The sequence below is a fragment of the Paraburkholderia sp. genome (genome assembly GCF_036488505.1).
In the GTDB taxonomy this organism is placed as follows: Bacteria; Pseudomonadota; Gammaproteobacteria; order Burkholderiales; family Burkholderiaceae; genus Paraburkholderia.
Map to the genome: position 1 here is coordinate 1 of NZ_DASXHN010000438.1, position 12272 is coordinate 12272.

The following is a 12272-nucleotide window of genomic DNA, read 5'->3' on the forward strand; positions in this document are numbered from 1 at the left end:
GGGCGCAACGCTCCTGTGCGGCGGCAACAGCGAGACCACGCTGATGCCCGCGACGCTGCTCGACCGCGTGACCCCCGAGATGCGCATCTATCACGACGAATCGTTCGGGCCGGTGAAGCCGATCGTGCGTGTGCGCGGTGAAGAAGCCGCAATCGCCTGCGCGAACGACAACGCATACGGGCTGTCCGCCGCCGTGTTCAGCCGCGACACGGCGCGCGCGTTGAACGTCGCCAGGCGCATCGAATCGGGCATCTGTCACGTGAACGGACCGACCGTGCACGACGAAGCGCAGATGCCGTTCGGCGGCGTGAAGGCGAGCGGCTTCGGCCACTTCGGCGGCAAGGCGGGGATAGCGGAGTTCACCGATCTGCGCTGGATCACGCTGCAAACGACGCCGCGCCAATATCCGTTCTGACCGAAGCGTCGCGATATCGGACGCCTTGGATATCGCGCTGCTCGGCGCGGGCGCGATGGGCTCGCCGTGCGGCGCGCTGCTCGCCGAAACGGGCCATCGAGCCACGCTGGCCGATCTCGATGACCTGTGAGCAATCTCGACCCAATCGCGCGCCAGGATGCGCGCGAACCCTGATGGCCAGCATGACGATGTGACCCGCCGACGAGCGGGGGGCCCGCGGGCCAACCCATAAAAAAATCGATAAACGCGCAGCCAGCGCAAACAATGGAGACAAGCTGATGAATTACGTTCCTCCGGCTTCGGCCGCGGCATCGACCGCGCGCGACCAAACGGCGCTCGCCGGCATCTCGCGCGGGGGCGCCGTCGATATCGGTTATGCGCTCGACGACGGTCCCTACACGTTGCTGCAGAAAGTCGCGGTGGTGCTCGCGGCGCTGTCGATCGTCGTCGACGGATTCGACAGTCAGTTGATCGGCTTCGCGATTCCAATGCTCATCAAGGAATGGCACATCACGCGCAACGCGTTTGCGCCGGTGGTCGCGGCGGGGCTGATCGGCATGGGCATCGGCAGCGCGTTCGCGGGTTTGTTCGCCGATCGCTTCGGCCGGCGCTGGGCGGTGATCGGCAGCGTGTTCGTGTTCGGCATCGCGACCTGCTCGATCAGCCTCGCGCCGAACGTCGCGGCGATCGCGGCGCTGCGCTTCATCGCCGGGCTCGGCATCGGCGGCGCGCTGCCCTCGTCGACCACGCTGACCGCAGAATTCACGCCCGCGCGTTTGCGCACCTTCGCGGTGACGGCGACGATTCTATGCGTGCCGCTGGGCGGCATGATCGCGGGGCTGTTTGCCGCGCAGGTGCTGCCGGTTTATGGCTGGCGTGGACTGTTCGTCGCGGGCGGCGTGCTGCCGCTGGTGCTCGCGATCGTGCTGCTGGCCGCACTGCCGGAATCGCCGCGCTTTCTCGCGCGCCGTCCGCGCCGCTGGCCGGAACTCGTCAAACTGCTGCGTCGCATGCAGCGCGACGTATCGGCCGATGCGAGTTTCACCGACGTGCGCGAACAGAGCGCGGAAAAGCACATCGGCTTCTCCGCGCTGTTCCGCGACGGGCGTTCTCGCGACACCGTGGCGATCTGGGGCGCGTTCTTCATGTGTCTGCTCGCGGTGTACGCGGCCTTCAGTTGGCTGCCGTCGATGCTGACCAGCGAAGGCCTGAGCGTTTCGCTGGCGGGCTACGGCCTGAGCGCCTACAACCTCGGCGGCGTGATCGGCGCGGTGCTGTGCGCGCTGGCGATCGGCCGCTATGGTTCACGCTGGCCGCTGCTGCTGTGCTGCGCGGGCGGGGTCGCGAGCGCGTGGATGCTGCTCGGCGTCAGCGCGACCCAAAGCACAACGCTGCTGATCGTCGGTCTCGGGCTGCATGGCCTGTTCGTCAACGCAGTGCAGTCGACGATGTACGCGCTTTGCGCGTACGTCTATCCGACCAGCGTACGGGCGACGGGCACCGCGTCGGCGCTCGCGTTCGGCCGCGTCGGCGCGATTCTGAGCGCATTCGCGGGCGCGGCGGTGATTACCGCGGGGGGTGCATTCGGCTATCTGCTGATGCTCGGTATCGCGATGGTCGTGGTGCTGGTCGCGCTAGCCATGGTGCGCCGGCATATTCCGCGCGCGGGCGCCGTGCAGGCACCGTGATCGGCGCTCGCTCGCGGTGCGCTCGCATCGCGAGCGACTGCTGCGCGTGATCTGATTTTTTCCTTGCTGTCATTCAATGCTCGCGTGCCGCGCGCGGATCGCGCACGCCCAATGAATACGTTTGACGAATCAAAAAAGCACCGGGTGTGCACGGTGACGTGCACTCAAAACAGGCCTAAAAACAGGAGGCGATGGAGACTATGAAACTTCGGATTGCAGCAGCACTGGTGTTGTCGAGCATCAGCACGATGGTGTGCGCGCAGAGCAGCGTGACGCTTTACGGCATCGTCGATACAGGGGTCGAATACGTGTCGCACGCGAATGCGGCGGGTGACAGCGTCGTGCGCATGCCGGGCATTACCGGCGAGTTTCCGTCGCGCTGGGGCGTGCGCGGAACGGAAGGGCTGGGCGGCGGCGTGTCGGCGATCTTCACGCTCGAAAGCGGCTTCAATCTGCGCAACGGCTCGCTGAACCAGGGCGGCCGCCTGTTCGGCCGCCAGGCATGGGTCGGTCTCGATACGCGTTACGGCGCGCTGACGTTTGGGCGCCAGTACACGATGACGTTCTGGGCGCTTACGGATGCCGATCTGTTCGGCCCCGACATCTATGGAGGCACTGCGTCGTTCGATCAGTACCTGCCGAGCTCGCGCAGCGACAACACGATCGCGTACAAGGGCAGCTACGGAGGCTTCACGCTAGGCGCGACGTGGTCGTTCGGCCGCGATTCGACGGGCACCGGCAACTCGCCGGGACAAGGAACCTGCGCGGGCCCCACGGCGGGAAATGGACCGACCTGTCGCGAGTGGTCGGCGATGCTGCGCTACGACCGCAACGGCTATGGCGTCGCCGCGGCCTATGATCAGCAGCACGGCGGGCCGGGCGCGATGGCGAATATGTATGACGGCACGCCTTCGTTCGACTTCACCAATCCGGACGACACCGATGTGCGCATGCAAATGAACGGCTATGGCCACATCGGCAACTTGAGACTCGGCGGCGGCTGGCTCGGCCGACGCGTCGACACGGTGTCCCCGGCCACGCCAAACGTGCATTCCGATCAGTTTTATCTGACGGCGTCCTATCCGGTGACACCGGCGTTGATCGTCGACAGCGGCGTGTATCACATCGTCAATAGCCGCGACGATGCGCGCGGCACCATTGCCGCACTGCGTACCACCTATCTGCTGTCGAAGCGCACGGCCGTTTATCTGCAGGGCGCGTACCTGTGGAATAGCGACAAGGCGGCTTATACCGTCAGTCAGGGTGGCGGCGGCACGACCCCGGCGCAGGGAGCCGGCCAATTGGGCCTGATGGCGGGCCTGCGGCATAGCTTCTGATTCACGCGCGACGAACTGCACGCCGGATCCGCGGGCGATCACTGCGGGCGAGTTCGCAACCGGCGTCGTGCTCAAGCCCGCGCAGGCCCGAGCGCAGCGTTACGCTCAACCTCCGCGAATGAAGTCCGGCAACGGCTGCGCGTTCGACGTCGGATTGCCTTGCGCATTGGTAGGAAGACGCTGCGTCTGAAACGCGGTGAACATCGCGGCGAATCCATCGGCGCGCTGCACGATCACCGCGCCGTCCTGGAACGCGCCGTTTTCCCGGTAGTGCTTGCCCGGCGGATTGCCCTGATTCATATGGGTCTCGTGAAGGCCATCCTTTTTCGGCAGGAACAGAAAGCCAAACCCGTACACGACGATGCCGGCCGACGTGGGCGTCCAGAAATCGCGATTGTGCAATTGCCCGCTGCCGTTGTCGAAAGGCAGACTCTCGGACGGCTGGCTTTCATCGATGCTCAGGATCTCGTCGACGATGTCGTTGACGTCCGCGCGCTGGCCGTTTTCGTCTTTATACGGAACCGGCCGCATCCGGTGAATGTCGAGCAGGCTGCTGTCCTGCCAGTAGTCGAGCCGCGGAAAGCCGCTCGTATAGAGGCCGGGATCGAGCGCCTGAAGTTTCGCGGTCACCGGATCGGTGAAGTTCAGATCGGCATAGAAATACACGTCGTCGCTGCCATCTTCTCCCGGTTCCGTCGAAGCCGAGTTCACGACGAGATTGAACGGTACGTTATTCGCCGCGCACACCGTGACCACGTAGTGCGGGCTGCCCACATACGCGTCCTTGAACGGCGCCGCGCGCAGAAGTTTGCCCTTGAACATGCAGTATTCGTTCATCGCTGAATAGCCTCGTAAAGTTGACTGGACGGCGACCTCATGATCGGGCGGGTCTGTTGCCGGAGCATGACCGGCACTGTGTTTTCAATCGGACATTTCGGCCGCCGGTCAGGCGCGCCGCGTGCGACACATTCCGGCGTGGCGAGCTTATTTATAGACGCGGGCGCGCTGGGAGGAACAGTATGGGATACCCAAACGCGCGAGCGTCACAGTTGTTGTTTTTTTTCGATGCCCCCTTGTATGCGCGTTCCAACGTCCTATTCTTTGTTCTGCTTGTCGTGTTGGAGCGCGATGCGCGCGGTATCTGTGTTCGATATCTCGCTGCCAGGGTGCTTTCAGGTTTGCTGTGCCGCACGTGGTCCATCATGCGGCGTCAGTCCGTTTGCGCGTCTGTCGCGAGCACGAACGTCACCGGTATCCCGCAGGCACCAATTGGACGGGTCATGAACGCGTCGAACCTTGAGCGGAGCTCGATCCGGAACATCGGCCGCGGCCGACGTCTGCTTGTGCTTTACGAACAGCGCGAGCCGATCGCGGAGTCTGTCTTCGTGCTGTCCGTCGTGCACGGGTTCGACGCGACGTGCGGCCGGTGCGGCGACGTGCTGGAACTGCTTGCGCAAAACCGTCCGCAAGTCGTCTTTTTCGATCTCGCCTCTCGAGTCGCGCAGAAGGCGAGGACCATGCGGCTCATCAACGAGCACAGCTTGCGCTGCAGGCTCGCCGTGCTGTCGGATGCGAAGTTTCGCCAAGCTGACTGGCCCGAAGCGGATCTGGTCATCGAGCGGCCGGTCTCGGCGATAGGCATCCTCGAGCGCCTTGGCGAACTGGTCGAGCCGGCGGCGCCGGCTGTCCTCTGCATGCCGTCGGACGACCACAGCTATCCGCTACGGGGGCCGCCGCGGCCACCGGCGGCACGGGGAGCCAAGGCGGAGCCAACGGGAGCCAACGGGAGCCAACGGGAGCCACTGACACCGACAGCGACTAGGAGTTTCCGCCGGCAAGCTCCGCAACGCCGGAAGACGTGCGCGAACATGCGCAACCGTCGCCCAGCTGCTTCATCGCGTTGCCGCCCTCATCGCGCGCCCCCAGCGTGAATACCGCTACTGGGTCACACCTTTCTTCGCCGCGAGGTCCTGCGCCATCTTGTAATGCTCTTCGATGGTGGGCAGCCCCTTTTGCGCGGCTTTCTTCAGGTCGTTGTTCTGACCGTCAGCGATCTCTTTCTTGAACGCGGCGATTGCCTCCTGATGCCCCTGTAGCCCGACCTTCTGAATGTAAGCCGTATCGAACTCCTTGCCCTTCAGATTCTTCAGCGAGTCCAGCACCGCAGTGTCGGAGTTGTCCTTCGGCACGGTGACGCCATGCGGCGCGGCCATCTTCAACTGCAGCGTGAGCTTCGTGTGGTCGACCATCATGTGATGCGCGAACGACTTCACGTCCTTATCGTCCGAGTTTTTCGTCGCGAGTTTGGACGCGTCGATTTCGGTCGACGACGATTGGCTTGCGGCCTGGACGAAATCCTTGTCGGGTCCCGCCAGCGGATTGGCGGCGGTCGTGGATGCTGCTTGAGTTTGCGCGCTGGCGACAGGGGCTACGGCAGCCAGGGAACTGCACAACGCGGCAATGGCGGTAAGGCGCTTCATGTTTTCTCCTCGATGAGTAAGAGGGGGGAAGTGAAGCGGACAGAACGGCACGCTTCGTCGAGCGTGACGCAAGCGTCGTACCTTGTCAGCATCGTTGCCGTCGCGTCGGTGGAACGGCGGATGCTTGACGAAGCGTCAGCAGCGGTACGAACAACAACGAACGACGGAGCTTCGCGATGCGCATCGCACAAGTGTCGACCCTTTACGAGCGCGTCCCGCCAGTCGCATATGGCGGCACCGAGCGCGTCGTGTCATGGCTGACCGAGGCGCTTGTCGCGCGCGGCCACGACGTCACGCTGTTCGCGAGCGGCGACTCACTGACGCAGGCGCGGCTGGTATCTGTCTATCCGCGCCCGTTGCGCGAGATCGAGAACACCGCCGACCCGCAGGCGTTCCACGTGGCGATGCTCGAGCAGGTCGTGCGGCGCTCGGCCGACTTCGACATCGTCCACTTTCATACCGATTACACGAGCTTTCCGTTTGGTCGCCGCCTGCAATGTCCGCACGTCACGACGCTGCACTGGCGGCTCGACATCCCCGGGCTCGATGCGCTGTATCGCGAATTCCGCGACGTGCCGCTGGTATCGATTTCGGACGCGCAGCGCACACCGTTGCCGCAACTGGCCTGGCAGCGCACCGTGCACCACGGCCTGCCGCCCGAGATTCATACGTTCAACCCCACGCCGTCGGACTACCTCGCGTTCGTCGGCCGCATCGCACCGACCAAGCGTCCCGATCTTGCGATAGAAATCGCGCGCCGCGCGAATCTGCGCATCGAAATCGCGGCCAAGATCGACGACGGCGATCGCGCCTATTACGAACGCGATATCGCGCCGCTGATGCGGCAACCGCATGTGTGTTATCGCGGTGAACTGGGCGGGCACGACAAAGACCGCTTCATCGGCGCGGCGCGCGCGCTGCTGTTTCCGGTCGACTGGCCGGAGCCCTTCGGACTCGTGCTCGTCGAGGCGCTGGCCTCCGGCACGCCGGTGATCGCGTTCGGCCGCGGCTCGGTGCCCGAGATCATCGACGATGGCGTGACGGGCTTTATCGTCGACAGCATCGACGAGGCCGTCGATGCGCTGAAGAGAATCGGCGAGATCGATCGGGCCCGCTGCCGCGAAGTCTTTGAACGGCGCTTTACCGCTGCGCGCATGGCCGACGAATACGTCGACGTGTACACGAACCTGGTGGCGGCAGCGCGGTGAAAGTGCAATGTGCGGCTTCCACACCGCGGTGCGCAGGCAGGCAATTTTTTTAACGCGGGATGCCATTTTTGACGTGCGCCGATGGCGGGGGAATGCCGACGGCTGGCCAGCAAAGGGCCCGACAAAACGGCCGACAAAACGCGGACACAACATCAGGCGCGCCTGCGCTCGCGAAGCAGACCGCGACAGGCACGCCGGATGCGGACAAAAGACATCGCCGCGCTCGCCTGCTGTCGATTCGCGGTGCGCCACGACCTTGCAAGGAGGCAGTCGATGCAACACGAGCCCGACCCGGCGGCGCCCGAACCGGCGAAGCCCGACGTCCAGCAGGCGGAGATCGGCAGCGGCACACCGCCGTCGCGGATTCCCGAAGCGCAGCCCGACGTGGACGTCCAGCCTGACCAACAGCCGGTGCGCGATACGCCGGATGTCCGAGGGCCCGGCTCCGCGTCGCCGTGACTTGATGGCGCGACGCGACGCATGCGACGCCCGCTTGCGCGCATCGTTGCGCAAAGCTGTTCAACCTAACCACGCAGAGGAACGATATGACCACATCCCGTTCGACCACGGGCGAGCGCCCGCTCAGCCCGTTTATCGACGTGCAGAAGGCATTGAAGGGCGCGTCTTATCCCGCCGACAAAAACAGCCTTCTCGAGACCGCCAAAGCGAATGGCGCCGACGAAGACGTGTTGCGGCGGTTACAGGACTTGCCGGACCAGCAATACGAGAGTCCGGCGGAAGTGTCGAAGGGCGTCGGCAATGAATAGCGCCCGCTAGCTTGCGCTGAGTCACTCGCGGGCAATGGCCCGCTTGCCACGGGAGTCCGTCACGGCCGCCCGTTGCCGGTGCTGCGCCTGCTTCGGGGGCGCGGCGGACCGCGTGCCACCGGGTCGACGCGCTCGCTGTTGCGCGGCGACACCTTGGCGACCGGCCGCCGCGCGCGACCGTTCGCAGCCCGTGGGCACGATCAGCATACGGCGCGTCGTTCAACCCGCCGGGGTGAGCCGCGCGGGTCTTCTTCCACCTTCCGCTTCCTGCGCTTTTTATTTTGCCGAGGTCCTTGTCATGAGCACGCCGACTCCGCCCAGTTCGACTCCACCCCGCTCGACTTCTTCCCGTTTCCCGGCCGCGCTCGCGGTTCCCGCGGTGGTCTTCGTCATCATCGGAGTCCTGCTCGCGATTGGCGGCATCCGGCTCGCGATGCTCGGCGGCTCGTGGTACTACGTGCTCGCCGGTATCGCGATCGCGGCAACCGGCGTGCTGCTGTGGCTCAGAAGGCGCACTGCGCTGATCGTGTTCGCCATCATGCTGTTCGCGTCGGCGATCTGGGCGGTGGTCGAAGCGCGCTTCGATTTCTGGCAACTGCTGCCACGGCTATGGGTGTGGCTGGTGCTGGCGCTGTGGCTGCTGCTGCCGCCGGTGTCGAAGCGGCTCGTGTTCGGGCCGCCGGCCGTGTCGCGCGAGGGCGTATTGCCGCTCGCGGGCGCGGCGGTGCTGACCGTGCTGCTCGGCATCGTCACGGCGTTCAACCATCCGTACGATCACCCGGGACAGGTCGAAGTGACATCGGCCGCGCCGGCGGACGCGCCGCTCGCCGGCGACTCGAACCGCAAGGCGAGCGACTGGACCGACTACGGGGGCTCGCCGCTCGGGCAGCGTTATTCGCCGCTCGCGCAGATCACGCCGGATAACGCGAGCCAGCTGAAAGTGGCGTGGAGCATCGAGACCGGCGACAAGCCGGGCCCCAACGACCCGACGGAAACCACCGACGAGAACACGCCGATCAAGGTCGACAACAAGCTGTTTCTGTGTACGCCGCACAGCATCGTGATCGCGCTCGATCCCGCGACCGGCCATCAGTTGTGGCGCTTCGATCCAAAGATCCAGACTCCGGTCGGCACCTTCAAGCATTGGGAGCATATGACGTGTCGCGGCGTGTCTTATCACGACGACGCGCTGTATCCGGCGCTGCCCGCGGCCGCCGCGGCGGCGCGCAACAGCGCGGCAAGCTCAGCGGCAAACGCAACCGCAACCCCAGCCGCCACCGCGGCGGCGGCGGGTCAGGGCACCGTGCCGACCCCGGCGCCGCCGAGCACGCCGGGCGAGAAGGCCGCGGTCGCGAGCGAATGCCCGCGCCGTATTTTCCTGCCGACCGCCGACGCGCGTCTGATCGCGCTCGACGCCGACACCGGCAAGCCATGCCCGCACTTCGGCAATGGCGGCACGATCGATCTGCGCACGCATATCGGGCCGTTCACGCCCGGCGGTTATTACTCGACGTCGCCGCCGGCCGTCACGCGCGACCTCGTGATCATCAGCGGCCACGTGAGCGACAACGAATCGACCAACGAGCCGTCCGGGGTCACGCGTGCGTTCGACGTGCATGACGGCCACCTCGTATGGAACTGGGATGCGGGCAACCCCGATGCGACGCAGCCGATCAAGCCGGGGCAGACCTATGTGCGCAATTCGCCGAACATGTGGTCGGTGTTTTCGGTCGACGAAAAGCTCGGCATGATCTACCTGCCGCTCGGCAATCAAACGCCGGACCAATGGGGCGGCTTGCGCACGCCCGCGTCCGAGAAGGTGGCTGCCGGCATCGTCGCGCTCGACCTCGCGACCGGCCAGATGCGCTGGAACTACCAGTTCACGCATCACGATCTGTGGGACATGGACGTGGGCGGCCAGCCGTCGCTCGTCGATCTGCAAACGGCGAACGGCGTGCAGCCCGCGCTGATCGCGTCGACCAAGCAGGGCAGCATCTACGTGCTGAACCGCCAGACCGGCAAGCCGATCATTCCGATCACCGAGAGGCCCGTGCCGGGCGGCGCGGCGCCCGGCGACCATACGTCGCCGACGCAGCCGTTCTCCGCGCTGAACTTCGATCCGCCGACGCTGCGTGAGCGCGACATGTGGGGCACCAATCCGTTCGATCAACTGTGGTGCCGCATCAAGTTCAAATCGCTGCGTTACGACGGCATGTTCACGCCGCCGTCCGAGCAGGGCTCGCTGGTGTTTCCGGGCAATTTCGGCGTGTTCGATTGGGGCGGCATTGCGGTCGATCCGGTGCGCCAGATTCTGATCGCGAATCCAAGCTATATGGCGTTCACGTCGAAGCTGGTGCCGCGTTCGCAGATCGGCTCGAACAATGGCAATAAGAAGGGCAGCGAGACCAGCGGCATCAAGCTCGCGCTCGGCACGCCATTCGGCTTCGAACTGAACGCGTTCCTGTCGCCGCTGGGGATTCCGTGCCAGGCACCGCCGTGGGGCTATGTGGCCGCGGTGGACCTGCGGCAAGGGCATATCGTGTGGGAGCACAAGAACGGCACCATTCGCGATAGCGCGCCCTTGCCGATTCCGTTGCCGCTCGGCGTGCCGAGCCTTGGCGGGATGGTGACGACCGGCGGTGGTGTCGCGTTCCTGTCCGGCACGCTCGACTACTATCTGCGCGCCTATGACGTGCGCACCGGCGCGCGGCTGTGGCAAGGCCGTCTGCCGGCGGGCGGCCAGGCCACGCCGATGACCTATGCCGACAGCAACGGCAAGCAATACGTGCTGGTCACGGCCGGCGGCCACGGCTCGCTCGGCACGAAGCAGGGCGACTACGTGATTGCCTATGCGTTGCCCTAACCTGCCGTGACCCGGTGACTGCAACGCACGCCACGCTCAATGCGTGGCGGCGTGCAGCAGCAGCTTCAGCACGCCGGCAATCGTCGCGACCGTCAGGACGCCGGCTGCCCACAGGCCGGCGAACCACGCGAGGCGGCGCCACATGTCAGTGGTACCCCTCGCCCGCGCGCATCTTCCCTTTGAACACCGAGTACGCGTAGAACGTATAGCCGAGGATCATCGGCACCGTGATCGCCGCGCCGACCAGCAAAAACGCAAGGCTCTGGCGCGGCGCGGCTGCTTCGCGAAACGATATCGACGGCGGCACGAGATCCGGATAGAGGCTGATCAGCAGCCCCGCATAGCACAGCACGAAGATGCCGTAAGCGAATAGCAGCGGCAGCACATGGCGCCGCGCCGACAAACTGCGGAAAAAGCCGATCGTCAGCAGCACCAGCAACACCGGCACGAACCCGGTGAACAGAAGGTCCGGCCAGCGAAACCAGCGCGCCGCAAGCGAGTTCTGCAACATCGGCGTCCATAGCGTGACGACGACGATCAGCGCGAGCACGGTCACGCCCATCGCGCGCGCATGGCGGCGGCAGCGCTCGTGCAACGCACCCTCGGTGCGCCAGATCAGCCAGCATGAGCCCAACAGCGCATAGCCCGCCGCGACGCCGAGCCCGCATAGAATCGTGAAGCCGGTGAGCCAGTCCCACCATCCGCCGACATACGAGAAACCCTCGACGCGCACGCCTTGCAGCACGCCACCCAGCACCAGACCCTGGCAGAAGGCGGCCAGCGCCGAACCGCCGAAGAACGCGACGTCCCACCATGCGCGGCCTCGGCCGATCGCGCGAAAGCGGAACTCGAACGCGACGCCGCGAAATACCAGCGCGAGCAGCATCGCGATGACCGGCGGATAGAGCGCTGGCAGGAGCACCGAGTAAGCGAGCGGAAACATCGCGAACAGCCCCCCGCCGCCGAGTACGAGCCACGTTTCATTGCCGTCCCAGACCGGCGCGATCGAGTTCACCATCAGATCGCGGTCGGCGCGCCGATGCTCGACCGCGAACAGGATGCCGACGCCGAGATCGAAGCCGTCGAGCAACACATACGCGAGCACCGCGAAGGCGAGGATCGCCGCCCAGATCAAAGCCAGATCAAGTGTGCCTGTCGTCATCAGAGCGCTCTCCTGTCACCGGTGAAGCCGGCTGCTTTTGCGCGGGTCCTGGCGTGATGCCGGCGCTGCGCTGCGGTTTGTCTTTCGAGGGGCCGGGCGTTTCCAGGGTCGGCCGCGCGGCCATCAGACGCAGCAGAAAGACCGCGGCCGCGCCGAACACGATCATGTAGACGATGCCAAAGCTCGCCAGCGACACCGCGACGCCCGGCGCGGCGATCGGCGACGCGCTGTCGACGGTGCGCAAAAGCCCATAGACGGTGAACGGCTGGCGGCCGACCTCGGTGACCGTCCAGCCGCACAGCAACGCGATCAAACCAGCCGGCCCCATCGCCACCATCATCCGATGCATCCA

At 65.4% G+C, this 12272-nt stretch carries 14 protein-coding genes; 9 read left to right on the forward strand and 5 right to left on the reverse strand.

Going from position 1 to position 12272, the window contains the following annotated elements:
* The 4 genes from VGH68_RS25165 to VGH68_RS25180 form a co-directional block, all read left to right on the forward strand.
* Positions 1-415, forward strand: a 415-nt coding sequence (locus tag VGH68_RS25165; protein WP_331606424.1) for an aldehyde dehydrogenase family protein, incomplete at its 5' end; no start/stop codon positions are given.
* A gap of 25 nt (positions 416-440) precedes the next feature.
* Positions 441-545 (forward strand): 2-dehydropantoate 2-reductase N-terminal domain-containing protein, encoded by a 105-nt coding sequence (locus VGH68_RS25170; protein ID WP_414696985.1) that lies wholly within the window; start codon positions 441-443, stop codon positions 543-545.
* 148 nt (positions 546-693) lie between these two features.
* Positions 694-2103 carry an MFS transporter gene (locus VGH68_RS25175; protein ID WP_331606425.1) on the forward strand — a complete coding sequence of 470 codons (1410 nt, stop codon included), beginning with the start codon at positions 694-696 and terminating at the stop codon, positions 2101-2103.
* Between the two features lie 191 nt (positions 2104-2294).
* Entirely contained in the window at positions 2295-3440 is a 1146-nt protein-coding gene (locus VGH68_RS25180) for a porin (protein WP_414696986.1), read from the forward strand.
* 105 nt (positions 3441-3545) lie between these two features.
* Here the strand turns inward: VGH68_RS25180 and VGH68_RS25185 are convergent, their stop codons facing one another.
* Positions 3546-4277 (reverse strand): YukJ family protein, encoded by a 732-nt coding sequence (locus VGH68_RS25185; protein WP_331606427.1) that lies wholly within the window; start codon positions 4275-4277, stop codon positions 3546-3548.
* Between the two features lie 443 nt (positions 4278-4720).
* Here VGH68_RS25185 and VGH68_RS25190 point away from each other — a divergent pair, with 443 nt between their 5' ends.
* Positions 4721-5371, forward strand: coding sequence for a hypothetical protein (locus VGH68_RS25190; protein WP_331606428.1), 651 nt, complete (start codon positions 4721-4723; stop codon positions 5369-5371).
* Between the two features lie 6 nt (positions 5372-5377).
* On the opposite strand, the gene VGH68_RS25195 is transcribed toward VGH68_RS25190, so the two are convergent.
* Entirely contained in the window at positions 5378-5920 is a 543-nt protein-coding gene (locus VGH68_RS25195; RefSeq protein WP_331606429.1) for a DUF4142 domain-containing protein, read from the reverse strand.
* Between the two features lie 176 nt (positions 5921-6096).
* Here VGH68_RS25195 and VGH68_RS25200 point away from each other — a divergent pair, with 176 nt between their 5' ends.
* From VGH68_RS25200 to VGH68_RS25215, 4 genes are all read left to right on the forward strand, one after another.
* On the forward strand, positions 6097-7128 hold the full coding sequence (locus VGH68_RS25200) for a glycosyltransferase family 4 protein (protein WP_331606431.1): 1032 nt from the start codon (positions 6097-6099) through the stop codon (positions 7126-7128).
* Between the two features lie 273 nt (positions 7129-7401).
* On the forward strand, positions 7402-7587 hold the full coding sequence (locus tag VGH68_RS25205) for a hypothetical protein (RefSeq protein WP_331606432.1): 186 nt from the start codon (positions 7402-7404) through the stop codon (positions 7585-7587).
* Between the two features lie 86 nt (positions 7588-7673).
* Positions 7674-7895 (forward strand): DUF2795 domain-containing protein, encoded by a 222-nt coding sequence (locus VGH68_RS25210; RefSeq protein ID WP_331606433.1) that lies wholly within the window; start codon positions 7674-7676, stop codon positions 7893-7895.
* Between the two features lie 298 nt (positions 7896-8193).
* Entirely contained in the window at positions 8194-10758 is a 2565-nt protein-coding gene (locus tag VGH68_RS25215; protein ID WP_331606434.1) for a membrane-bound PQQ-dependent dehydrogenase, glucose/quinate/shikimate family, read from the forward strand.
* A gap of 36 nt (positions 10759-10794) precedes the next feature.
* Here VGH68_RS25215 and VGH68_RS25220 read toward each other — a convergent pair whose 3' ends face one another.
* The 3 genes from VGH68_RS25220 to VGH68_RS25230 form a co-directional block, all read right to left on the reverse strand.
* The gene (locus VGH68_RS25220) at positions 10795-10902 is read right to left on the reverse strand and encodes a DUF2474 family protein (protein ID WP_331606435.1); all 108 of its coding nucleotides are present in this window, start codon (positions 10900-10902) and stop codon (positions 10795-10797) included.
* A gap of 1 nt (position 10903) precedes the next feature.
* Positions 10904-11920, reverse strand: a complete 1017-nt coding sequence (gene cydB / locus VGH68_RS25225) for a cytochrome d ubiquinol oxidase subunit II (RefSeq protein ID WP_331606436.1) — start codon at positions 11918-11920, stop codon at positions 10904-10906.
* On the reverse strand, positions 11901-12272 hold a 372-nt coding region (locus VGH68_RS25230), incomplete at its 5' end, for a cytochrome ubiquinol oxidase subunit I (RefSeq protein ID WP_331606437.1). The genes cydB and VGH68_RS25230, both read right to left, overlap by 20 nt.